Raw genomic sequence first — 22,423 nt, forward strand, 5'->3', positions numbered from 1 at the left:
ATTTTTCTACCAAGTGCATTTTTTCGATTCTATCCTATCAGTTGGGCCCGAAAGGATGGGGCAGGGACCGCTCCCCCCCGGCCTTGATGTGGTCACGTAAGTCTCACATCCGATAGGGGCCGGCAGGTTCCCCCTTGTATAATGCGGCAAGATCAATCCGTCTTGCCATCATGACCAACACCACCCATTTCGGCTACAAGACCGTCTCCGAAGACGAGAAGGTCCACGAGGTCGCCAAGGTTTTCCACTCCGTCGCCGCGAAGTACGACATCATGAACGACCTGATGTCCGCCGGCCTGCACCGCATCTGGAAAGCGTTTACCATCGCCCAGGCCGGCATCCGCCCGGGCTTCAAGGTGCTCGATATTGCCGGCGGCACCGGCGACTTGGCCAAGGCCTTTGCCAAGCAGGCCGGGCCGAGCGGGGAAGTGTGGCTCACCGACATCAACGAGTCGATGCTGCGCGTCGGCCGTGATCGCCTCTTGAACAAAGGGCTTGTCACCCCAACATTGCTATGTGACGCGGAAAAATTGCCGTTCCCGGACAATTATTTCGACCGGGTCAGCGTGGCCTTTGGCCTGCGCAATATGACGCACAAGGACCAGGCACTGGCGGAAATGCGCCGCGTGCTCAAGCCGGGCGGCAAGTTGCTGGTGCTGGAGTTTTCGAAGGTGGCCGCGCCGCTGCAAAAGCCGTATGACGTGTATTCGTTCTCGGTGCTGCCGTGGCTGGGCCAGCAAATTGCGAACGATTCGGAAAGCTACCGCTACCTGGCCGAGTCGATCCGCATGCACCCCGACCAGGAAACGCTGAAGGGCATGATGGAGGACGCGGGACTGGAACGCGTGCAGTACTTTAACCTGACTGCTGGTGTGGCTGCGCTGCACACCGGCATCAAATTTTAGGATGCGTAGAGCATGAAAAAATTCTTGGTCACCATGATGCTGGCGATCACCGCACTGTCGATGATCGCGGAAGCCACCGCGCGCCCGATGGGCGGCGGCCGCTCGTTCGGCCGCCAGTCGCAGCCGGTGCGCCAGATGCAGCGACCGGCACCCGCGCCGGCGCCGACTCCGGCCCAGCAGCCGCAATACGGCAACCAGGCCCGTCCGGCGCCGGTGCCGCAGCCGATGCCGGCACAGCGCCCGAGCATGTGGAAGGGCGTGCTGGGCGGCGCGCTGCTCGGCCTGGGCCTGGGCGCGCTGTTCAGCCACTTCGGCATTGGCGGCGCCGCCGCCAGCATGATCTCGTCGCTGCTGATGCTGGCGCTGCTGGCCTTTGCCGTGATCTTCATCGTGCGCATGTTCCGCCGCAAGGACACCCCGGCCAACCCGACACCGTTCCAGGGTTTCAACCGCGACCCGATGCCGGCGTCGGCGACCCCGGAAATCGGCTCGGGCATGAACCAGCAGCCGTGGCAGCCCAGCTCCTACAGCACCACCCCGGAAATCGGGTCCGGCCTGAACCAGGGCGTCGCGTTGGACAAGCCTGCCGCCCACGTGCCGTGGGGCGTGCCGGCTGATTTCGATACCCCGTCGTTCCTGCGCGAAGCGAAGTCCATGTTCATCCGCATGCAGGCCGCCTGGGACAAGGGCGACGTGCAGGACCTGCGCGAGTTCACTGCGCCGGAAGTGTTTGCTGAGCTCAAGACCCAGATCCTCGAGCGCAACGCCAACGACTTCACCGACGTGGTCTCGATCGACGCCCAGCTGCTGGGCATCGAGAAGTCCGACCGCGACTACCTGGCCAGCGTGCAGTTCAACGGCATGATCCGCACTGCGCCGGGCGCCGCGCCGGAGCCCTTCGTCGAGGTGTGGAACCTGGCCAAGCCGCTGTCCGGCACGAGCGGATGGGTGCTGGCGGGTATCCAGCAGGTTCAGTAATATTTTTAACTAAACAACCCGTGCGGACGGAATTGCGTCCAGCAAACTGGTAAGATCAAAACCGCCCGCTTGAACCGGGCGGTTTTTCTTTGCTCCGAGCGTATTGCCATGGTCCCGAATCCTTCACTCCTGTCGCCCCAGCGTGCGCTGATGGCCCCCGCGATTGCTGCAATTAACCACCTGCTGGCCCAGGAGGCGTGGGCGCGCGATGCGCTGGCGCTGCATGCCGGCAAGGAAGCCTGCATCGACACCGGCCACCTGCAACTGCGCCTGCGCGTAACGCGCGACGGCATGGTCGAGGGCAGCAACAGCGAGGACGCGGCCAACGTCACCATCCACGTCAAGCTGTCGGACCTGCCCTTGATCGCGCAGAACCGCGACCGCGCGTTCTCGTACGTGAAGATCGAGGGCGATGCCGAGTTCGCGAACACGATCTCGCAGCTGTCCAAGGGCCTGCGCTGGGACGCCGAGCACGACCTGGAGCGCCTGTTCGGGCCGATCGGCGCCACCCGGCTGGTGGGCGGCGCCAAGAGCGTCATCGCCGGGGCGGGCGCCACCGGCCGCCGCCTGGCCGAGAACGTGGCCGAGTACCTGCTGGAGGAAAACCCGGTGCTGGTGCGCCCCGCCGCGGTGGCCGAGTTCACCGAGGATGTGGTCCGCACGCGCGACGACGTCGAGCGCCTGGACAAGCGCATCGCCCGGCTGGAGCAGAAGCTCGCGCAGCGCAGCGCGGCCACAGCCGTCACCGCCGTGGGCGGAAACACCACCACGGACCGCTGATGATCCTGAAATTCCTGCGCCTGCTGAAAATCCTCTCGGTCGCCACCCGTTACGGGCTCGACGAGATCATCGTCTCGGAGTTGCCGGTCCCGCGGACCGCCAAGCTGCTCGACAAGATCTTTTTCTGGCGCAAGATCAGCGCCCCGCGCGGCGTACGCCTGCGCATGGCGCTGGAGGAACTGGGCCCGATTTTCGTCAAGTTTGGCCAGGTGCTGTCCACCCGCCGCGACCTGGTGCCGCCCGATATTGCCGACGAGCTGGCACTGCTGCAGGACCGGGTGCCGCCGTTCGACTCCGACATTGCGATTGCCCAGATCACGCGCTCGCTCGGCGCCCACCCGGACCAGCTGTTCGCCAGCTTCGACCGCACCCCGGTGGCGTCGGCCTCCATCGCCCAGGTGCACTTTGCCACGCTCAAGAACGGCAGGGAGGTCGCGGTCAAGGTGCTGCGGCCGGGCATGAAGAAGTCGATCGACGAGGACGTGGCGCTGATGCACCTGGCCGCCGGCCTGGTCGAGAAACTGTGGACCGACAGCCGGCGCCTGAAGCCGCGCGAGGTGGTGGCCGAATTCGATAAATACCTGCACGATGAGCTGGACCTGATGCGCGAAGCCGCCAACGCCAGCCAGCTGCGCCGCAACTTTGCCAACTCGCAGCTGCTGCTGGTGCCGGAGATGTTCTGGGACTATTGCTCCAGCAGCGTGATCGTGATGGAGCGCATGCGCGGCATCCCGGTGTCGCAGATCGACCGGCTGGAAGCGGCGGGCGTGGACCTGAAGAAGCTGTCCAGCGACGGCGTCGAAATCTTCTTCACCCAGGTGTTCCGTGACGGCTTCTTCCATGCGGACATGCACCCCGGCAACATCCTGGTCTCGGTCGATCCGGCCACCTTCGGGCGCTACATTGCGCTGGACTTCGGCATCGTCGGCACGCTGAACGATTTCGACAAGGACTACCTGGCGCAGAACTTCATCGCCTTCTTCCGCCGCGACTACAAGCGCGTGGCCGAGGCGCACATCGAATCGGGCTGGGCCCCGCGCGACACCCGCGTGGACGAGCTGGAATCGGCGGTGCGCGCCTGCTGCGAGCCGATCTTTGACCGGCCGCTGAAAGACATCTCGTTCGGCCAGGTGCTGCTGCGCCTGTTCCAGACCTCGCGCCGCTTCAACGTCGAGGTGCAGCCGCAGCTGGTGCTGCTGCAAAAGACCATGCTCAACATCGAAGGCCTGGGCCGCCAGCTGGACCCTGACCTGGACCTGTGGAAGACCGCCAAGCCGTACCTGGAGCGCTGGATGAACGAGCAGGTCGGCTGGCGCGGCATGGTGGATCGCCTGAAAGCCGAGGCGCCGCGCTACGCCCACATCTTCCCGCAGCTGCCGCGCCTGATCTACCAGGCGCTGGAGAAGACCACTGACCTGGAAGTGAACGACTCGGCCCTGCTGCGCGAGCTGATGCACCACCAGCGGCGCACCAACCGCGTGCTGATGCTGGTGGCGGGCCTGCTCGGGCTGCTGTTCTCGGCGGTCGCCGTCACCTACCTGTACGGCCATTGGTGGATGCGGTCGTGAGCGCGGCCCCATTCGGTACGCGCGACCCGAAGAGCGCGGCGTTCTGGGACGAGCGTTTCGAGCGCGGTTTCAAGCCATGGGAGCGGCCCGGGGTGCCCGAGGCGCTGCGCCGCTTCGTGGCCGCGGCGCCAAGGCCGCTCACAACCCTGATTCCCGGCTGCGGCAGCGCCCACGAGCTGGCCTGGCTGAGCGAGGCCGGCTGGGACGCCATCGCGATCGACTTTTCGGCGGCGGCCGTGGCCAGCGCGATGACGGTGGCCGGCAAATGGGCCGAGCGCGTGGTGCAGGCGGATTTTTTCACCTACGAACCGCCGCGGCCGCTCGAGCTGATTTACGAGCGCGCGTTCTTCTGCGCCATGCCGCGCGAAATGCTGCCCAGGCTGGTAGAGCGTTGGGCGCAGTTGCTGCCGCCGGACGGCATGCTGGCTGGGTATTTTTACTTCGACGATTCCCCGAAGGGCCCGCCGTTCGGCACCAGCCGCGAGGCGTTGGACGCCTTGCTCACGCCGTATTTCGAGTGCATCGCTGACGAGGCGGTGGTCGATTCGATTCCCATGTTCCAGGACAAGGAACGCTGGATGGTCTGGCGGCGTTTGCCGATGTGACCATCGCGTAAAAAAGGACTTACGCACGTCGTCCCGGCGAAAGCCGGGACCCATGCTGAGTATCCGGATTCGGCGAGGCCGCGTAACTGCAAACTCAGCATGGGTCCCGGCCTGCGCCGGGACGACGGCGTACAGACGAAAAAAAGCCCGCTGTGCGCGGGCCCCCAATGCGGTCGTTTTTTTGCGGAAATGCGGCGATGTCGCCATCGCGCATAGCTTCTGTTTCTAGAACCTTCCGGGCGGCGGTTCCGTTGCTCGCCGCTAACAAGCGTGTTATTTAAGCACGCAAGTTATTGCTGGGCAAACGAAACCGGGCCGCGGGGACCGAAAAACAACAGCGCGCCCGCAAACAGGCGGGTCTGGAGAACGGCGCCCATCACCCCCATATCGGCAAAAGCGCCCATAAACGCTTTATAATGTGGGGTTTTGAAGATTTTTGCGGAGTACAGCTATGCCGATTTACGCCTACCGCTGCGCCGAATGCGGTTTTTCCAAAGATGTGCTGCAAAAAATTTCAGACGCGCCTTTGACCACTTGCCTGTCCTGCGGCAAGCCTGCGTTCCAAAAGCAGGTGACCGCCGCCGGCTTCCAGCTCAAGGGCACCGGTTGGTACGTCACCGACTTCCGTGGGGGCAGCTCCTCGTCGTCCGGCGGCAGTTCCGGCTCGTCCGAGCAGTCCGCGCCAGCCACGACGTCCACCGGCAGCAACTAACACCGCCGGCCGCGCCCTTCGTGGGCAAGGCCGCGGGATAACAACGAGAACACGATGCGTAAATACTTCATCACGGGCCTGTTGGTCGTGGTTCCCCTGGCGATCACCGCCTGGGTGCTCAACCTCGTCATCGGCACGCTGGACCAGTCGCTGCTGCTGGTGCCGGAGGCCTGGCAGCCGCGCCACCTGATCGGCTTCGACCTGCCTGGTGTGGGCGCGGTGCTGACGATTGCGATCGTGTTCCTGATCGGCCTGTTCACCAACAACCTGGTCGGCAACTTCGTGGTGCGCCAGTGGGAACGGCTGCTGGGCCGCATCCCCGTCATCAGCTCGTTGTATGGCAGCGTCAAGCAGGTGTCCGACACGCTGTTCTCGTCGAACGGCAATGCGTTTCGCAAGGCGGTGCTGGTGCCGTACCCGCACGCCGACTCGCATACGATCGCGTTCCTGACCGGCGCCCCCGGCGGCGACGTGAAGAACCACCTGCAGGGCGACTACGTCAGCGTGTACGTGCCAACCACCCCCAACCCGACCTCGGGCTTCTTCCTGATGATGGAGCGCAGCAAGGTCGTGGAACTGGACATGACGGTGGATGCGGCGCTCAAGTACATCGTCTCCATGGGCGTCGTGGCCCCCGAATAAGCAACCGAAATACCAACCTGGAATAGAGAAAAATATGTCCTCCATGCGTACCAACTACTGCGGCCTCGTCACCGAAGAACTGCTGGGCCAAACCGTCAGCCTGTGCGGCTGGGTGCACCGCCGCCGCGACCACGGCGGGGTGATCTTCATCGACCTGCGCGACCGTGAAGGCATCGTGCAGGTGGTCTGCCACCCGGACAACGCCGAGGTGTTCAAGGTCGCCGAGCATATCCGCAACGAGTACTGCCTGCGCGTGACCGGTACCGTGAACCCGCGCCTGGAGGGCACCGTCAACCCGAACCTCAAGTCGGGCAAGATCGAAGTCGTGGCAACCAGCCTGGAAGTGCTCAACGCATCGGTGCCGGTGCCGTTCCAGCTGGACGACGACAACCTGTCCGAGACCACCCGCCTGACCCACCGCGTGCTCGACCTGCGCCGCCAGCAGATGCAGGACAACCTGCGCCTGCGCTACAAGGTGTCGATGGCCGTGCGTAACTACCTGGACGCGCTCGGTTTCGTGGACATCGAGACCCCGATGCTGACCAAGTCGACCCCGGAAGGCGCGCGCGACTACCTGGTGCCGTCGCGCGTGAACGCCGGCCACTTCTTCGCGCTGCCGCAGTCGCCGCAGCTGTTCAAGCAGATGCTGATGGTGTCGGGCTTTGACCGCTACTACCAGATCACCAAGTGCTTCCGCGACGAAGACCTGCGCGCCGACCGCCAGCCGGAATTCACCCAGATCGACTGCGAGACCTCGTTCCTGACCGAGCAGGAGATCCGCGACCTGTTCGAAGACATGATGCGCCACGTCTTCAAGACCACGCGCGGCATCGACCTGCCGAACCCGTTCCCGGTGATGGACTACGCCACCGCGATGGGCAAGTACGGCTCGGACAAGCCGGACATGCGCGTCAAGCTGGAATTCACCGAACTGACCGACGTGATGAAGACCGTCGAGTTCAAGGTCTTCAACAGCGCCGCCAACATGGCTGGCGGCCGCGTGGTCGGCCTGCGCGTGCCGCAGGGCGGTTCGATGCCGCGTTCGGAGATCGACGCGTACACCCAGTTCGTTGCGATCTACGGCGCCAAGGGCCTGGCATACATCAAGGTCAACGAGAAGGCCAAGGGCCGCGACGGGCTGCAGTCGCCGATCGTGAAGAACCTGTCCGATGAAGCGCTGGCCAAGGTGCTGGAGCTGACGGGCGCCGAAGACGGCGACCTGATCTTCTTTGGCGCGGACAAGGCCAAGGTGGTCAACGACGCGATCGGCGCGCTGCGCGTGAAGATCGGCCACTCCGAGTTCGGCAAGAAGGCCGGCCTGTTCGACGACGTCTGGGCGCCGCTGTGGGTGATCGACTTCCCGATGTTCGAGTACGACGACGAAGACAATCGCTGGACCGCGACCCACCACCCGTTCACCGCGCCGAAAGACGGCCACGAGGACATGCTCGAGACCAACCCGGGCGCCTGCATTGCCAAGGCCTACGACATGGTGCTCAATGGCTGGGAACTGGGTGGCGGCTCGATCCGTATCCACCGCGAGGAAGTGCAGAGCAAGGTGTTCCGCGCGCTGAAGATCAATGCCGAAGAAGCGCAGGCCAAGTTCGGCTTCCTGCTCGACGCGCTGCAGTACGGCGCGCCGCCGCACGGTGGCCTGGCGTTCGGCCTGGACCGCCTGATCACGCTGATGACCGGCTCCGAGTCGATCCGCGACGTGATCGCGTTCCCGAAGACCCAGCGCGCCCAGTGCCTGCTGACCAACGCGCCGTCGGAAGTGGACGAGAAGCAGCTGCGCGAACTGCACATCCGCCTGCGCAACGCCGAGCCGAAGGTCGCGTAACCAGGCTTGCCGGCCACTATTCCTATCTTGCTTGAGCCGGATGGGATGGTGGCCGACTCCTTAGGGATGTCGGCACGAGCTTCGAAAGCTGGTACGCGATGGTTTGCCAAGGGAAGGACCATTTTCATGAATAAGCCGCTGGCCCAGAAACTGGGGTTCGACGAAGATACGATGTGGGTCCATCTCGTTGACGGGCGCACCCTTGGCGTCCCGCTTGCGTACTTCCCGCGGCTGCTGGCGGCCAGCGCCGAACAGCGCAACCGTTACGTCATTAGCGGTGGCGGAACGGGGCTGCACTGGGATGAGCTCGACGAAGACATCAGCGTCGAACACCTGCTGCTGGGTCATGGGGACCGCACCTCGTCGCCAATCGCTGCGAAATAAGCCTTGCACAAGATCCCCGAGTCCGTCCTTGTCGTGATCCACACTTCGGACCTCGAAGTGCTGCTGATCGAGCGTGCCGACAAGCCTGGCTTCTGGCAGTCGGTGACCGGCTCGCTGGACCGCCTGGACGAGCCGCTGCTGGAAACCGCGGCCCGCGAGCTGTTCGAGGAAACCGGCATCGTCGCCGACGGCGAGACGATCCGGCTGCACGACTGGCACCTGTCTAACGTGTACGAGATCTACCAGACCTGGCGCCACCGTTATGCGCCCGGCGTCACCCACAACACCGAACACGTGTTCTCGGTGTGCGTGCCGCGCGATATCCCTGTCATCCTGAGCCCGCGCGAGCATCTCCAGTTCGCCTGGCTGCCTTACCTCGAGGCGGCTGACCGCTGCTTTTCTTCCTCCAACGCCGAAGCAATCCTGCAACTGCCCCGGCACTACCCGGTGCGGTGAACATCGTCGTTACCTTGGGAACCGTCATCCCGGCGCAGGCCGAAATCCATGGACCAGCCGCGTTGCCGCACACTCAGCATGGATCACGGCGGGGCCGCCGAGGATGCGCCGGGATGACGGTGTTGAGGTAGTTGGTGCTTTCGGCGCCGCCCCCTTGGCCGCTATCGCCCACGCACGATTGCCCCATGTTCCCGTTCGACACTGACTGATGGGGTTAGAATGTTCGCATGAAAATTCGTGTCGCGACTTACAACATCCACAAGGGCGTTTCCGCGCTGCGCAGCCGGCCGCGGGTGCTGGCGCTGAAGAAGGCGATCGCCCAGTTCCACGCTGACATTGTTTTCCTGCAGGAAGTGCAGGGCCGCCACGACCGCTACCAGGCCCGCTACGGCAGCGAAGACCTGGACCACCACCACGCCTGGCCCGAGGCCGCGCAGCACGAATTTTTCGCCGGCGAGTCACACCATTCCGCCTACGGCATGAACGCGGTGTATGACCACGGACACCACGGCAATGCGCTACTGAGCAAGTTCCGCATCGAAAACAGCCGCAACACCGACATTTCCGACCATGCCTACGAGCAGCGCGGCATCTTGCACTGCCGCCTGGACACCCCGGCCGGCACGGTCCACTGCTATGTGGTGCACCTGGGCCTGTTCGAGGGCAGCCGCGGGCGCCAGAGCGAGGCGCTGATCGAGGCGGTCAACGAATCGGCACCCCACGGGCAGCCGGTCATCATCGCGGGCGACTTCAACGACTGGCGCAACACGCTGTCGGACCGGCTGCGCAACGCGCTCGGCGTGACCGAGGTGTTCGACGAACTCGGCCCGCGCACGGCGCTGGGCGACCTGGTGCGCAACCTGGCGGGGCGGCAGGCGCCGATCCGGCCGGCGCGCACCTTCCCGGCCGCGCTGCCATGGTTTCGCCTCGACCGCATTTACGTGCGCGGCTTCAAGGTCGAGAACGCCGAAGTGATGCACGGTACGCTGTGGGCGCGCCTGTCGGACCACGCACCAATCCTGGCCAACCTCGAGCTGGCGTAAGCGCATGCGCTCGCTGACGTATGTAGCCGCGAACGACGTCACCCTCCTGGAAAGCGGCACCGCTTTCTTCCCTGCGTTGCTGGCCGCAGTGGATGCGGCGCGCTACGACATCCTGTTCGAAACCTACATCTGGGCCGAGGACAAGATGGGCGACGAGGTCAAGGCCGCGCTGATCCGGGCCGCCCAGCGCGGCGTGAAGGTGCGCGTGGTGGTGGACTGGTTCGGCACCGGGCATCGCGTGGCCGATCGCCTGCACGACGCTTTGCACCAGGGCGGCGTGCATTGCCGGATCTTCAACCCGTGGTTTCGCCGTGGGATCGCGCGCAGCCACCGCAAGATCGCTGTCATCGATCGCGAGGTGGCGTTCGTGGGCGGCATCAACGTCAATGACGATTGGGTCTGCGACTATGACCCGCGCAAGTCGCTGCCGGCGCCGCGCTGGGATTTCGCGGTGGAGGTGAGGGGGCCGCTGGTGGCCCAGATCCACCACGAGGCGCAGGGCCAGTGGGCGCGGGTGGGTCACATGAACATCGTGCGCCGGCTGGGATTGTTCCGCGAGATGCGCAGGCAGCCGCCGGGGCTGGGCGATCAGCCGATGCAGGCCGCCTTCGTGGTGCGCGACAACCTGCGCAACCGCCGTACGATCCAGCGCGCCTACCTGCAGGCGCTCGGCCGCGCGCGGCGCAGCGCGCTGGTCGCCAATCCCTACTTTGCCCCGGGGCGCAAGCTGCGCGAGGCGCTGGCCCAGGCCGCGCAGCGCGGAGTCGATGTGCGGCTCCTGATCGGCGTGGGTGAATTCCGCCTGCAGGACATGGTCGCGCACTCGTACTACCCGAAGCTGCTTGCCGCCGGCGTGAAGATCTACGAGTATCACAAGACGCAGCTGCACGGGAAGGTCGCGGTGGTGGACGAGGACTGGGCCACGGTTGGGTCGAGCAATTGCGACGGCCTGTCGCTGTTCGTGAACCAGGAGGCCAACGTGGTGGTGCGCGACCCGGTGTTCGCGGCCACGGTGCGCCGGCACGTGGAGCACGGCATCCTGGATGGGGTACCGGTCGCGCTGGAAGACATGCGCCAGCTCGGCTGGCTGCGCCGCACCAGCTACGGCCTGGCGTACCGCTTGTACAAGCTCGCGATGCGGCTGTTCTCGGTCGGCTACGCGTAAAGGATCAGGTAACAGGAAATGGAAGACAACGTACGAATCGACAAATGGTTGTGGGCGGCCCGTTTTTTCAAGACGCGCTCGCTGGCCGCCGACGCCGTGGACCGCGGCCGGGTCAAGATCGGCGGCGAGCCGGTCAAGCCGGCCCGTGCAGTCAAGGTGAACGACAAGATTTTCGTGGACAACGGCTCGGACCGATGGGAAGTGGTGGTGCTGGGCGTTTCCGGCGTGCGCGGCTCGGCCACGGTGGCCCGCGCCCTGTACAGCGAAACGGAGGAGAGCATCGTACGGCGCGAGCGCGACAAGGAAGCGCGCCGCCTGTTCCCCGAGCCGGGCAGCTCGATCAAGGGCCGGCCGACCAAGCGCGACCGCAGGGCGATCGAACGGACCCGAAGCTAGGCGTCGCGCAGAGGCGCTTTCCTTTTCCATTTTAGGAGCAGATGAGCCGTGTGACGGTTGGGGAGATTTTCGTTCAAAGTTGCGGTGTACATTACGGCAAGGCCGCGATAATTACTGACGGCTGGATTTGTCGACGAGATCCTCAATAGAAAAATCAGGGCAAATGGCAGAGGCAGCGGGCAAGATTACCTGGCGGCGGGTTTTTTGGTGGTCAGTCATTGCCTACTTCGTGGGAAAACTCGTGGCGCGCTGGCTGTATCCCGATGCGCTCACGATGCCCCAGGTGTGGGGAGTGGTCATCTTGCTGCCCGCGCTTAGGGCGGCAATGGAGCTGAGATACGCGTTGGCCAGGTATCTTGCATGTCGACAAAGGGGCAGAGATGTTCGGTCAAGCCTGCCTGCGCTGCTACCGGTCGGGTTCGCGGGATTCGTGCGTTTCAACTACATCCAACTGTTTGGTTTTTTGCAGCGACGAGCGCCTTGCCCGAACTACGATGACGAATTCGAGCACTATAAGAAGAGCCAGCACTCGACCGTTATTTTGATTGCCCTCATCGCGTGTGCGGTGGAACTACCCATCAGCGCCACAGTTATCGGATTTGTCGCGCACGGTTCCGAGTCGGGGTCTCCGGCACACGTCATTCTTTTATCGTTTAGTCTTTTCGCCGTCCTCTGGCTCGTTGGGGATCGTTATCTGGTCAGCAGGAGCCGACATGGGCTGGCAGGTGACAAGCTCTACCTTAACGTCGGCGCCCGCTTTGAGGCCGAGATTGCGCTAGCGTCGGTCCAGGATGTACGGTTGCTGACCCAAAAAGAAGCGCAAGAGTCTCGGGCCGCCTGGATCAGGCGCAACGGCTGCAATCCGTCGGAAACCATCATGGCGACTCCCTTCGACCAGCCTAATTTGGCCATCAGTCTGGACGTCCTATCCCATCCGCATATCGAGGCGTACGGGATTCCCCGAGAACAGGTTCGGTCACTTCTGGTTTACGTGGACGACCCGCAAAGCTTTGCGAAGAAGGTGCAAGAACGGCTATCGTAGTCGTCAATCAGTCCGGTCTTAGCTTTGGGCCACTGCCAAAACTGATAGGTTTTTCTGAGTATTAACAGGTGCTAGTATCGCGCCAACCTGTTGATACTCATGCAACTACTTACTGCCTATACCGTTCGCTTCGGCCGCATTTCGCGCGCCACCTGGTTCGCGCGCCTGCTCGCGCTGACGCTGTTCTGCACCGCCTTTGGCATGCTCGCCGAATGGTCGGTCGGGAGCGGCGGCGCTGCACTCGTGGCCTTCATGTTCGTGTGGTGCGCGGCTGCTGTCTCGGCCCAGCGCCTGCACGACTGCGGCGTGTCCGGCTGGTGGCTGCTGGCGCTGCTCTTTCCGGTGATCGGCCCGGCTTGGCTTGCATGGCAGCTCCTGCGCCGGGGCGAGGCTGGCACCAACGCATACGGGGACAACCCGGCGGTGCGCGAGGATTACCTCCAGGTGGATATTGCGAGGTAAGGGCCATGGCAACCGTCAACGATGTCACACAGCTCAACCGCATCGACGTGCTGGCCATTGCCACGCCGCGCTCGACCTGCGAATTGCAGGATGTGTTGAGGAACACGACGCTGCCCATTTCGATCGGCGGCGGCCACTTCAGCATGGGCGGCCATACCGCGTCGCCCGGCAGCTTGCACCTGGACCTGCGCCAGATGAATGCCGTGCTGGCTTTCGATCCGCATCTGCGCAAGATCCGCGTACAGGCGGGCATCCGGTGGTGCGACATCCAGCGGCTGATCGATCCGCATGGCCTGGCGGTGAAGATCATGCAGACCTACGCCAACTTCACCGTGGGCGGCGCATTGTCGGTGAACGCGCACGGGCGCTACATGGGGCTTGGGCCGGTCGTGCTGTCGGTGAGGACGATCCTGCTGGTGCTGGCGGATGGGACGGCGAAGCACGCCAGCCCCAGCGAGAACCAGGAACTGTTTTACGCGGCCATCGGCGGCTACGGCGCGATCGGCATCATCTCGGAGGTCGAACTCGAGCTGGTCGAGAACGTGCGGGTGGAACGCACCAACCGGAAGATGGCGACCGGGAACTATCTCGCATGGTTCAAGGCGCAGGTGCGCGACGATCCGGATGCGATTTTCCATAATGCCGACCTGTATCCGCCGCATTACACCGCGGCGCGCGCCGTCACCTGGCGCCGTACCGAACGGCCGGCCACCACCAGCGCGCGCCTGCAGCCGCTGCGCCGCCTGTACGCGCTGGAGAAGTACTTCCTGTGGGCGATTTCGGAAACACCGTTCGGCAAGCTACGGCGCGAATACCTGATCGACCCGCTGCTCTTTTTGCGCAAGAAGGTCCACTGGCGCAATTTCGAGGCGGGCTACGACGTGGCCGAGCTGGAGCCCATGGGGCGCAGCATGCGCACCTACGTCCTGCAGGAGTACTTCGTCCCGTGCGAGCGCCTGATGGATTTCGTGCCGCGCATGGCCGCGATCCTGGGCCGCCACAAGGCCAACATCATCAACATCTCGATCCGGCACGCGCTGGCCGATCCGGGCACGCTGCTGGCGTGGGCGCGTGGCGATACCTTCGCCTTCGTCCTGTACTACAAGCAGCGCACGCGCAACAGCGCCAAGGAACGCGTTGCGGTCTGGACCCGTGAGCTGATCGATGCGGTCATCGAGTGCGGCGGCACCTATTACCTGCCTTATCAGCTGCACGGCACCGACGAGCAGTTCCACCGCGCCTATCCGGGGGCTGCGCAGCTCTTTGCGCTGAAAAAGGAACTCGACCCAAGCTACCGCCTGCGCGGCGCATTGTGGGACAAATACTATATGCCGACCCTTGCCGAACCCGTGGACGATCAGCCATCGCTGTTCCGGTCCGTCTATGGAAATGCCCGGTCCGCCGACCGCTTCTACGCCTTTTTGCAGAACATCTTCCACCTGTACCCGGAGGACCGTTTTCATGCCCTCATCAAGGACGCGGTCGCGAATGGGACGGACGACGAATCGATCTACCGCGACATCCAGGCGCGCCTGCCTTCCATCACGCCGCCCTTGTCGCTGCTGCGCTATGCGCTTCCGGCCCTGGCCGTGCAGAAGAGGGAAATCGGCGGCCAGACCGCACAGCTGGTCGGCACCCGCGCGCTGCGCGGCTATGTCGAAATCGGTTCCACCGGCCGCTATGTCGGCGCGCTGAAAAAGCGGCTGAACCTGTCGGGACCGGTTACGCTGGTGCACGACAAGGCGCCGACCAATTCGCCGGCCGACATCGCCGAGCGTGGCGGACTGCGCAAGGCGGGCAAGTTCGCTGCGCTGGATGACTACGCGCAGCTCGCGCTGCCACCGGAAAGCGCAGACCTCGTTTCCTGCTTCATCGGCCTGCACCACATGAAGCCGGAACGACTGATGCCGTTCCTGCGCTCGATCGCGCAGGTGCTGCGGCCGGGCGGCTATTTCGTGGTGCGGGACCACGACGTGACCAGCGCGCAGATGCACGACTTCGTCTCGCTCGCCCATTGCGTGTTCAATGCGGGGCTGGGCGAGCGCTGGGAAACCAATGCGACGGAGCTGCGCCACTTCGACAGCGCGGACAACTGGATCAGGAAGATCGAGGCCGCCGGCTTCACCCACACCGGCGCGCGCCTGCTGCAGCAGGGCGATCCCTCGGACAACCTGCTGATGGCATTCACCCGCAACAGCGTGCTGGCATGAAGACCCGATTCCTTGCGCTGTTGGTCGCCGTGCTCCTGTGCGCCGCAAGCGCGTTCGCGGCCGACAGCCCTGTCGCCCCAAGCCAGCGGCGCGGCGTCGAACAGACCTTCCTGACCTATCCGGAATGGTTCCTGGTGCACAGCCCCGCCGAGTATGCCGCCTGGGTCGCCGCGCATCCCGCGCACGACTTTCCGTTCGTCGGGCACACGCGCCAGATCTGGTCGAGCTACGCCAGCGTCACCGGCGAACAGCTGCGCCGGCATTACCCGTCCAATCTTGGCTACCACGTCATGATCATGGTGATCGCGGGCAGCACCACACTGGAGTACGCCTTGCGCTCGGCCTACGAGAACACGATAGGTCGCCTGAGCTGGAGCCTGTCGACCGGCGAGCTCACGGCGGAGGACCGCTATGGTGCGCGGGCGGCCCAGGAATATGTGGACTTCATCCGCAAGGAGCCGTGGTACCTGTTCGATTTCACCGCGCGCCTGGAGGGGCTGTGGGCGACGACGCCGGCGCTGGGGCCCAACATAATCCGCAAATGGGAGCGGCGTTATGCGTTGACGAGCGAGTACGCGGTCAAGGCGGTGTACGGCAAGCTGATCGAGCTGGCCACGCGCGCGGCATACGATCCCGCGCTGATGACCACCCAGGTGGTGGTCGACCGCGCGCCATCGCAACTGCCGCGGGACGTCAAGCTGGTGCGCAGCGTGGAGGACGGCCGCGCGGTACTGGACCTGCCGCGCTACTACGGCTTCCGGATCGCGGCAACCGAGCTGGCCAAGGCAGGCGCCACCTTGCAGGATATCGCGGGGAACACGGGCGACATCCTGGTGACGGTCTGGCTCAACGCCGACCAGCCCGTTCCCGCTGGCGGCGCGCGCGTGCTGTTCGAGCAGCCCTTGCTGACCATGCCCGGCAAACGGCGCGTGGCGCTCGTGCTGCCCGTTTCCAGCCTGTCCGCGTTCCTGCTGCGCGCCGACGCATCAGGCGTGAAGGTCGAGCACGTGTACGACTACTGAAGGCGCCACGGTTGCGCGACGCCTGCCGTTAACTCTCCTTGGGTAATGCCGCACTCATTTTCTGGTAGATGAGGTAGGTGAGCGAAGCAACGAAGAATGAGGCGACCCAAAGATATCCGCCGGCGGCCAGGCCGAGCGATGGATCTGGCGTGCCAGGACTCTGGCAGCCGGGAGCGCCAGGAACCAGCGCTGCCAGCGATATGAGCGCGGTCATGATGGGTACCAGTGGACTGAGTCGCACGTTATCGAATGCAAGATGCCAGAGGACAACGAAGAGCGCCAGGTTGAGGTACCACCGGTACTCGTGACCTACGGCGAGAAGCGCGCCGGCCCAGCCAGTGGTCAAGACCTCGAGGCCGGTGGCGCTCCTTGCTGTGGCGCACGTGAATGCAGGAAGCGCGAGGCTCAGGGCATATATTGCCAGAGCCGCAATCAATCCTCCCCACCGTACAAGCCGCAGCCGTCGCTGAAGGTCTTGCGGGGCAACCGGTCCAGCAATGATGGCGCTGAAACAGCGCTGGTTCGCCGAAGCTGGTCGGTGGGCGATGTAAGCAATTGAGGCGATAACGATCGATGCTACCCAAAGATACCCGCCGATTCCCAATCCGGATGACTCGCCCGGCGCGCCGCCTCCGACCAGGCAGCCTGGATGATGGACAAAAGCCGTGGCGAGTGCCGCGAGCGCAGTGAGGCCAGGCAGAAAGCGGTTCTTTCCGACCGAGTTCAAGGCCAACGCGCCGATCATGAAGAAAAATGGAATGTTGACGAACCACCATGGCGAAAGCGCGAGCAAGCCAAACCAGCCTATGAGCAATACATACCAACCGTAAAAGCTGTCGGCCCTGCCACATTGAAACGATGGGGACGCGAGGCTTGCCACATACAGCAGGAGCGCCACCGTCACACATGTCTTGCGGGGAAATCGGGCACCAAACGAAGCCATGGAAAATGTTCGCAATGTTGTCTACCCTTGGTGCAGAATGGATATCGTTTTCGCCTGCTCTGTGGCCTTGCTGGAAAGCAGACGCCTGTAACGGCCCAGTGTACGAGAAGTGTTGCTTCCGTGGCAAGGATGGTTTTCCGCGCCCTGGATTGCCGGGACCTTCACACAGCTTCTCTGTGTTCTATCAATAGAACCGCACCTCTAAATTCCCTGTTTGACATTTCGGCTTCGGTAGATAATAGTACGAGCGTTCGGATTTTTTTCGATCGTTCCTGGGGTACTATTATTAACACTTCGACAAAATTCATGCGCAAGGGCGAAATGACGCGGGCGGCCATCCTGGACGAGGCGCTCCAGCTCGCCAGCCGCGACGGCCTTGAGGGGCTGACCATCGGCGTGCTGGCCGACCGGATGAACATGAGCAAATCCGGCGTGTTCGCGCACTTTGGCTCGCGTGAAGACCTGCAGATGGAGGTGATACGGCTGTACCACCACCGCTTCGAACAGGAAGTGTTCTACCCCAGCATCAGCGAGCCGCGCGGCATGCCGCGCCTGGTCGCGATGTTCGAACGCTGGGTCAAGCGCGTGTCCGTCGAAATCGCCTCCGGCTGCATCTACATCAGCGGCGCGGTCGAGTACGACGACCGTCCCGGCCCGATCCGCGAGCAGCTGGTGTCGATGGTGCAGGCGTGGCAGAACGCGCTGCTGCGCTGCGTGCAGCAGGCGATCGACTGCGGTCACCTCAAGAGCGACACCGACGCCCAGCAGATGGTGTTCGAAATGTACGGCCTGATCCTCGCCTTGCACCACGATGCGCGCTTCCTGCGCATCCCCGGCGCAACCGAGCGGGCCCGCCGCGGCTTCGAGCGGCTGATCGAGAATTACCGCAACACCGACAACCAACCGGGCCAGCAAGCCTGAGCACCGCCCAACGCCACATCCACATATAACATCAGTCAGGAGAACAACATGGGTCAGTACGTCGCGCCAATCCGGGACATGCAGTTTGTGCTGCATGAACTCCTCAACGTCACCGAGGAATTCAAGAACCTGCCGCGCTACCAGGAGATCGACGCCGACATCATCAACCAGGTGCTGGAAGAGGGCGCGAAGTTCACGCAGGAGGTGCTGTTCCCGCTGAACCACAGTGGCGACCGCGAGGGCTGCCACTACGACAAGGAAACCAAGAAGGTCACCACGCCGAAGGGTTTCAAAGAAGCGTATAAACAGTATGTCGAAGGCGGCTGGGCCGCGCTGGCGTGCGACGCGGAGTACGGCGGCCAGGGCCTGCCGGTCTCGCTGAACAACTCGTTCTACGAGATGCTCAACTCGTCCAACCAGGCATGGTCGATGTACCCGGGCCTGTCGCACGGCGCCTACGAGTGCCTGAAGGAGCACGGCACCGATGAGCAGAAAACCGTGTACCTGCCCAAGCTGGCTTCGGGCGAGTGGACCGGCACCATGTGCCTGACCGAGGCGCACTGCGGCACCGACCTGGGCCTGTTGCGCACCAAGGCCGAGCCGCAGGGCGACGGCTCCTACAGCATCACCGGCTCCAAGATCTTCATCTCGGCCGGCGAGCATGACATGTCCGAGAACATCATCCACCTGGTGCTGGCGCGCCTGCCGGACGCGCCCACTGGCTCGAAGGGCATCTCGCTGTTCCTGGTGCCCAAGTTCATTCCGGATGCAAGTGGCCAGCCGGGCGCGCGCAACGGCATCGCCTGCGGCGCGATCGAAGAGAAGATGGGCATCCACGGCAACGCCACCTGCCAGATGAACCTGGACGGCGCAAAAGGCTGGCTGATCGGCCAGCCGAACAAGGGCCTGAACGCGATGTTCGTGTTCATGAACGCAGCGCGCCTGGGCGTGGGCATGCAGGGCCTGGGCCTGACCGAAGTGGCGTACCAGAATGCGCTGGTGTACGCGAAAGACCGCATCCAGATGCGCAGCCTGTCCGGCCCCAAGGCGCCGGACCGCCCGGCCGACCCGATCATCGTGCACCCGGACGTCCGCCGCATGCTGCTGACCGCCAAGGCCTATGCCGAAGGCGCGCGCGCCTTCACCTCGTACGTCGCGCTGCAGATCGACCGCGAACTGAACCACCCGGACGAGGAAGTACGCAAGGAAGCGGCCGACGAGGTGGCGCTGCTGACCCCGATCGTCAAGGCCTTCCTGACCGATAACGCCTGGATCTCGACCTCGGAGGCGCTGCAGGTGTACGGCGGCCACGGCTACATCGCCGAGTGGGGCATGGAGCAGTACGTGCGCGATGCGCGCATTAACATGATCTACGAAGGCACCAACACGGTGCAGTCGCTCGACCTGTTGGGCCGCAAGATCCTGATGGACAACGGCGCCAAGCTGCGCAAGTTCGGCGAGAAGATCAAGTCCTTCGTCGAGGACAACGGCCTGTCCGAGGAGATGAGCGAATTCGTCACCCCGCTGGGCGAACTGGGCGAGAAGGTCACCAAGCTGACCATGGAAATCGGCATGAAGGCCTTCCAGAACCAGGACGAAGTGGGCGCCGCCGCCGTGCCGTACCTGCGCGTGGCCGGCCACCTGGTGTTCAGCTACTTCTTCGCGCAGATGGCGAAGATCGCGCTGGAGAAGAAGGACTCGGGCGACCGCTTCTACGAAGCCAAGCTCGCCACCGCGCGCTTCTACTTTGCGCGCCTGTACCCCGAGACCGCAATGCTGATCCGCCAGGCCCGTTCCGGCGCATCGAACCTGCTGGCGCTCGACGCAGAACTGTTCTAAGACCACCATCACGTCGTTCCGGCGCAAGCCGGAGCCCATGCTGAGCGTGAATGCCAGCTCAGCATGGGTCCCGGCTTCCGCCGGGACGACGGCTAACTCAAGGAAAACAATATGACTAATTTCATCGTCAAGAAAGTGGCTGTCCTGGGCGCCGGCGTGATGGGTGCCCAGATTGCCGCGCAGTGCGTCAACGCCAAGGTGCCTGTGGTGCTGTTCGACCTGCCGGCCAAGGAGGGTGCCAAGAACGGCATCGTCCAGCGCGCCATCGAGAACCTGAAGAAGCTGAGCCCCGCCCCGCTGGGCAACAAGGAAGACGCCGACCTGATCCTGGCCGCCAACTACGAGGACAACCTCGACGTGCTGGCCGGCTGCGACCTGATCATCGAAGCCATCGCCGAGCGCATGGACTGGAAGCACGACCTGTACAAGAAGGTCGCCCCGCACATCGGCCCGAACGCGATCTTCGCGACCAACACTTCGGGCCTGTCGATCGAGAAGCTGTCCGAAGGTTTTGACGCCGAGCTGAAGGCACGCTTCTGCGGCGTGCACTTCTTTAACCCGCCGCGCTACATGCACCTGGTCGAGCTGATCCCGACCGCAGCGACCCGCCCGGAGATCCTCGACCAGCTCGAGACCTTCCTCACCACCACCCTGGGCAAGGGCGTGGTGCGCGCCAAGGACACCCCGAACTTCATCGCCAACCGCGTCGGCATCTTCGGCATGCTGGCCACGATGCACGAAGCAGAGAAGTTCGGCCTGTCGGTGGACGTGGTGGACGACCTGACCGGCGCCAAGCTGGGCCGCGCCAAGTCGGGCACCTTCCGCACCGCCGATGTGGTGGGCCTGGACACGATGGGCCACGTCATCAAGACCATGCAGGACAACCTGGCCGATGACCCGTTCTTCAGCGTGTACAAAACGCCGGACGTGCTGGCCAAGCTGATCGAGAAGGGCGCGCTGGGCCAGAAATCGAAGGCCGGTTTCTACAAGAAGGTCGGCAAGGACATCATGCGCCTAGACTTCGCCAGCGGCGAATACGTGCCGGGCGGCGCCAAGGCTGCCGACATCGTTGGCCGTATCCTGAAGGAGAAGGACCCGGCCAAGAAGATGAAGGCGATGCGCGAATCGACCAACCCGCAGGCGCAGTTCCTGTGGGCGATCTTCCGCGATGCCTTCCACTACATCGCCGTGCACCTGGAGAGCATCGCCGACAACGCGCGCGACATCGACTTTGCGATGCGCTGGGGCTTTGGCTGGAGCACCGGTCCGTTCGAGACCTGGCAGGCGGCTGGCTGGAGCACCATCGCACAGTGGGTCAAGGAAGACATCGACGCGGGCAAGGCGCTGTGCAATGCGCCGCTGCCGGCCTGGGTGTTCGAAGCCCCGGTTGCCGAGAAAGGCGTCCACACCGCGGAAGGCTCGTATTCGCCGAGCCGCAAGACCTACGTGCCGCGCTCGACCCTGCCCGTGTACGAGCGCCAGGAATTCCGCGCGCCCGTGCTTGGCGGCGGCGGCAACGATCCGAAGACCTTTGGCACCACCGTGTTCGAGGATGACTCGGTACGCCTGTGGCACACCGGCGACGATGTGCTGATCTTCTCGAGCAAGACCAAGATGCACGTCATCGGCGATGGCGTCACCAAGGGCCTGAAGCGCGCGATCGCGGAAGCGGAGCAGAACTACAAGGGCCTGGTGATCTGGCAACCGGATTCGGCGGAAGGCGGCGCATTCTCGGCCGGCGCAGACCTGCAATCGGCCCTGCCGGCCTACATGGCCGGTGGCGCCAAGGCGATGGAGCCGCTGGTGCGCGAACTGCAGGACACCTTCATGGCGATGAAGTACTCGAACATCCCCGTGGTGGCGGCCGTGGCCGGCCTGGCGCTGGGTGGCGGCTGCGAAATGGTCCTGCACGCGTCCAAGCGCGTGGCTGCCCTCGAGTCGTACATTGGCCTGGTGGAAGTGGGCGTGGGCCTGGTGCCGGCCGGCGGCGGCCTGAAGGAGTGCGCGGTGCGCGCGGCCAATGAGGCCAAGGGCAACGACATCCTGCAGTTCCTGAAGAACGGCTTCACCAACGCGGCCATGGCCAACGTGTCCAAGTCGGCGCTGGAAGCCAAGGCGATGGGCTACCTGAAGGAAGACGACATCATCGTCTTTAACATCTACGAGCTGCTGCACGTGGCCAAGACGACCGCGCGTTCGATGTTCGACGCCGGCTACCGCGCGCCGCTGCGTCGCCCGGTCCCGGTGACCGGCCGCTACGGCTGGGCGACGATCCGCGGCCAGCTGGTCAACATGCGCGACGGCGGGTTCATCTCGGCGTACGACTACCACCTGGGCGACACCATCGCCGAGATCGTGACCGGCGGCGACATCGACCAGGGCAGCTACGTGTCCGAGCAGTGGCTGCTCGACATGGAGCGCCGCGCCTTCATCGCGCTGCTGTCCAACCCGAAGACCCAGGAACGCATCATGGGCATGATGCAGACCGGTAAGCCGGTGCGCAACTGACG

At 64.1% G+C, this 22,423-nt stretch carries 21 protein-coding genes; 20 read left to right on the top strand and 1 reads right to left on the bottom strand.

The genetic code is table 11. The features are described from left to right. Positions 1-170: 170 nt before the first annotated feature. From ubiE to NX774_RS16210, 17 genes are all read left to right on the top strand, one after another. Positions 171-905 carry a bifunctional demethylmenaquinone methyltransferase/2-methoxy-6-polyprenyl-1,4-benzoquinol methylase UbiE gene (gene ubiE, locus NX774_RS16130; protein WP_258823252.1) on the top strand — a complete coding sequence of 245 codons (735 nt, stop codon included), beginning with the start codon at positions 171-173 and terminating at the stop codon, positions 903-905. Positions 906-917: 12 nt separating this feature from the next. Beyond that, positions 918-1,883, top strand: a complete 966-nt coding sequence (locus tag NX774_RS16135) for a Tim44 domain-containing protein (protein WP_258823253.1) — start codon at positions 918-920, stop codon at positions 1,881-1,883. Between the two features lie 108 nt (positions 1,884-1,991). After that, positions 1,992-2,663 (top strand): ubiquinone biosynthesis accessory factor UbiJ, encoded by a 672-nt coding sequence (locus NX774_RS16140; protein ID WP_258823254.1) that lies wholly within the window; start codon positions 1,992-1,994, stop codon positions 2,661-2,663. After that, entirely contained in the window at positions 2,663-4,231 is a 1,569-nt protein-coding gene (gene ubiB, locus NX774_RS16145) for a ubiquinone biosynthesis regulatory protein kinase UbiB (RefSeq protein WP_258823255.1), read from the top strand. Before NX774_RS16140 ends, ubiB begins: the two co-directional genes overlap by 1 nt. Next, positions 4,228-4,836, top strand: a complete 609-nt coding sequence (locus NX774_RS16150) for a methyltransferase domain-containing protein (RefSeq protein ID WP_258823256.1) — start codon at positions 4,228-4,230, stop codon at positions 4,834-4,836. The genes ubiB and NX774_RS16150 overlap by 4 nt, the downstream gene beginning before the upstream one ends. 451 nt (positions 4,837-5,287) lie before the next feature. Further along, positions 5,288-5,548 carry an FmdB family zinc ribbon protein gene (locus tag NX774_RS16155; protein ID WP_258823257.1) on the top strand — a complete coding sequence of 87 codons (261 nt, stop codon included), beginning with the start codon at positions 5,288-5,290 and terminating at the stop codon, positions 5,546-5,548. 54 nt (positions 5,549-5,602) lie between these two features. Continuing rightward, positions 5,603-6,190, top strand: a complete 588-nt coding sequence (locus tag NX774_RS16160; protein ID WP_258823258.1) for a DUF502 domain-containing protein — start codon at positions 5,603-5,605, stop codon at positions 6,188-6,190. Positions 6,191-6,233: 43 nt separating this feature from the next. Continuing rightward, complete coding sequence (aspS, locus tag NX774_RS16165) at positions 6,234-8,030, top strand: aspartate--tRNA ligase (protein WP_258823375.1); 1,797 nt, start codon at positions 6,234-6,236, stop codon at positions 8,028-8,030. A 126-nt stretch (positions 8,031-8,156) separates the two neighbouring features. Continuing rightward, positions 8,157-8,414, top strand: coding sequence for a DUF2442 domain-containing protein (locus NX774_RS16170; RefSeq protein WP_258823259.1), 258 nt, complete (start codon positions 8,157-8,159; stop codon positions 8,412-8,414). Between the two features lie 3 nt (positions 8,415-8,417). Further along, positions 8,418-8,870 carry a dihydroneopterin triphosphate diphosphatase gene (gene nudB, locus NX774_RS16175; RefSeq protein ID WP_258823260.1) on the top strand — a complete coding sequence of 151 codons (453 nt, stop codon included), beginning with the start codon at positions 8,418-8,420 and terminating at the stop codon, positions 8,868-8,870. A gap of 227 nt (positions 8,871-9,097) precedes the next feature. Next, positions 9,098-9,913 carry an endonuclease/exonuclease/phosphatase family protein gene (locus NX774_RS16180; protein WP_258823261.1) on the top strand — a complete coding sequence of 272 codons (816 nt, stop codon included), beginning with the start codon at positions 9,098-9,100 and terminating at the stop codon, positions 9,911-9,913. Positions 9,914-9,917: 4 nt separating this feature from the next. After that, positions 9,918-11,078 (top strand): cardiolipin synthase ClsB, encoded by a 1,161-nt coding sequence (gene clsB, locus NX774_RS16185; RefSeq protein ID WP_258823262.1) that lies wholly within the window; start codon positions 9,918-9,920, stop codon positions 11,076-11,078. Positions 11,079-11,096: 18 nt separating this feature from the next. After that, positions 11,097-11,474 carry an RNA-binding S4 domain-containing protein gene (locus NX774_RS16190; RefSeq protein ID WP_258823263.1) on the top strand — a complete coding sequence of 126 codons (378 nt, stop codon included), beginning with the start codon at positions 11,097-11,099 and terminating at the stop codon, positions 11,472-11,474. 163 nt (positions 11,475-11,637) lie between these two features. Beyond that, on the top strand, positions 11,638-12,516 hold the full coding sequence (locus NX774_RS16195) for a hypothetical protein (RefSeq protein WP_258823264.1): 879 nt from the start codon (positions 11,638-11,640) through the stop codon (positions 12,514-12,516). Between the two features lie 99 nt (positions 12,517-12,615). Next, the gene (locus tag NX774_RS16200; protein WP_258823265.1) at positions 12,616-12,978 is read left to right on the top strand and encodes a DUF805 domain-containing protein; all 363 of its coding nucleotides are present in this window, start codon (positions 12,616-12,618) and stop codon (positions 12,976-12,978) included. A gap of 5 nt (positions 12,979-12,983) precedes the next feature. Beyond that, positions 12,984-15,188: an FAD-binding protein gene (locus NX774_RS16205; RefSeq protein WP_258823266.1), complete on the top strand. Its 2,205-nt coding sequence runs from the start codon at positions 12,984-12,986 to the stop codon at positions 15,186-15,188. Next, on the top strand, positions 15,185-16,210 hold the full coding sequence (locus NX774_RS16210; RefSeq protein WP_258823267.1) for a hypothetical protein: 1,026 nt from the start codon (positions 15,185-15,187) through the stop codon (positions 16,208-16,210). Before NX774_RS16205 ends, NX774_RS16210 begins: the two co-directional genes overlap by 4 nt. A gap of 28 nt (positions 16,211-16,238) precedes the next feature. Here the strand turns inward: NX774_RS16210 and NX774_RS16215 are convergent, their stop codons facing one another. Next, positions 16,239-17,153 (bottom strand): hypothetical protein, encoded by a 915-nt coding sequence (locus tag NX774_RS16215; RefSeq protein ID WP_258823268.1) that lies wholly within the window; start codon positions 17,151-17,153, stop codon positions 16,239-16,241. Positions 17,154-17,459: 306 nt separating this feature from the next. Here NX774_RS16215 and NX774_RS16220 point away from each other — a divergent pair, with 306 nt between their 5' ends. From NX774_RS16220 to NX774_RS16230, 3 genes are all read left to right on the top strand, one after another. Continuing rightward, positions 17,460-18,074, top strand: a complete 615-nt coding sequence (locus tag NX774_RS16220; RefSeq protein ID WP_258823269.1) for a TetR/AcrR family transcriptional regulator — start codon at positions 17,460-17,462, stop codon at positions 18,072-18,074. A 48-nt stretch (positions 18,075-18,122) separates the two neighbouring features. Beyond that, positions 18,123-19,913 (top strand): acyl-CoA dehydrogenase C-terminal domain-containing protein, encoded by a 1,791-nt coding sequence (locus NX774_RS16225; RefSeq protein ID WP_258823270.1) that lies wholly within the window; start codon positions 18,123-18,125, stop codon positions 19,911-19,913. A 111-nt stretch (positions 19,914-20,024) separates the two neighbouring features. Continuing rightward, positions 20,025-22,421, top strand: coding sequence for a 3-hydroxyacyl-CoA dehydrogenase/enoyl-CoA hydratase family protein (locus NX774_RS16230; RefSeq protein ID WP_258823271.1), 2,397 nt, complete (start codon positions 20,025-20,027; stop codon positions 22,419-22,421). Positions 22,422-22,423: the final 2 nt, after the last annotated feature.

The sequence above is a fragment of the Massilia agilis genome (assembly GCF_024756255.1).
Classification (GTDB): Bacteria; Pseudomonadota; Gammaproteobacteria; order Burkholderiales; family Burkholderiaceae_D; genus Telluria; species Telluria agilis.

Coding starts and splice junctions, on each gene's coding strand:
- NX774_RS16225 (WP_258823270.1), top strand. CDS start 18,123: ATGGGTCAGTACGTCGCGCCAATCCGGGACATGCAGTTTGTGCTGCAT.
- NX774_RS16210 (WP_258823267.1), top strand. CDS start 15,185: ATGAAGACCCGATTCCTTGCGCTGTTGGTCGCCGTGCTCCTGTGCGCC.
- NX774_RS16140 (WP_258823254.1), top strand. CDS start 1,992: ATGGTCCCGAATCCTTCACTCCTGTCGCCCCAGCGTGCGCTGATGGCC.
- NX774_RS16170 (WP_258823259.1), top strand. CDS start 8,157: ATGAATAAGCCGCTGGCCCAGAAACTGGGGTTCGACGAAGATACGATG.
- ubiE (WP_258823252.1), top strand. CDS start 171: ATGACCAACACCACCCATTTCGGCTACAAGACCGTCTCCGAAGACGAG.
- aspS (WP_258823375.1), top strand. CDS start 6,234: ATGCGTACCAACTACTGCGGCCTCGTCACCGAAGAACTGCTGGGCCAA.
- NX774_RS16190 (WP_258823263.1), top strand. CDS start 11,097: ATGGAAGACAACGTACGAATCGACAAATGGTTGTGGGCGGCCCGTTTT.
- NX774_RS16230 (WP_258823271.1), top strand. CDS start 20,025: ATGACTAATTTCATCGTCAAGAAAGTGGCTGTCCTGGGCGCCGGCGTG.
- NX774_RS16205 (WP_258823266.1), top strand. CDS start 12,984: ATGGCAACCGTCAACGATGTCACACAGCTCAACCGCATCGACGTGCTG.
- ubiB (WP_258823255.1), top strand. CDS start 2,663: ATGATCCTGAAATTCCTGCGCCTGCTGAAAATCCTCTCGGTCGCCACC.
- clsB (WP_258823262.1), top strand. CDS start 9,918: ATGCGCTCGCTGACGTATGTAGCCGCGAACGACGTCACCCTCCTGGAA.
- NX774_RS16135 (WP_258823253.1), top strand. CDS start 918: ATGAAAAAATTCTTGGTCACCATGATGCTGGCGATCACCGCACTGTCG.
- NX774_RS16215 (WP_258823268.1), bottom strand. CDS start 17,153: ATGGCTTCGTTTGGTGCCCGATTTCCCCGCAAGACATGTGTGACGGTG.
- NX774_RS16180 (WP_258823261.1), top strand. CDS start 9,098: ATGAAAATTCGTGTCGCGACTTACAACATCCACAAGGGCGTTTCCGCG.
- NX774_RS16200 (WP_258823265.1), top strand. CDS start 12,616: ATGCAACTACTTACTGCCTATACCGTTCGCTTCGGCCGCATTTCGCGC.
- NX774_RS16195 (WP_258823264.1), top strand. CDS start 11,638: ATGGCAGAGGCAGCGGGCAAGATTACCTGGCGGCGGGTTTTTTGGTGG.
- NX774_RS16220 (WP_258823269.1), top strand. CDS start 17,460: ATGCGCAAGGGCGAAATGACGCGGGCGGCCATCCTGGACGAGGCGCTC.
- NX774_RS16160 (WP_258823258.1), top strand. CDS start 5,603: ATGCGTAAATACTTCATCACGGGCCTGTTGGTCGTGGTTCCCCTGGCG.
- NX774_RS16155 (WP_258823257.1), top strand. CDS start 5,288: ATGCCGATTTACGCCTACCGCTGCGCCGAATGCGGTTTTTCCAAAGAT.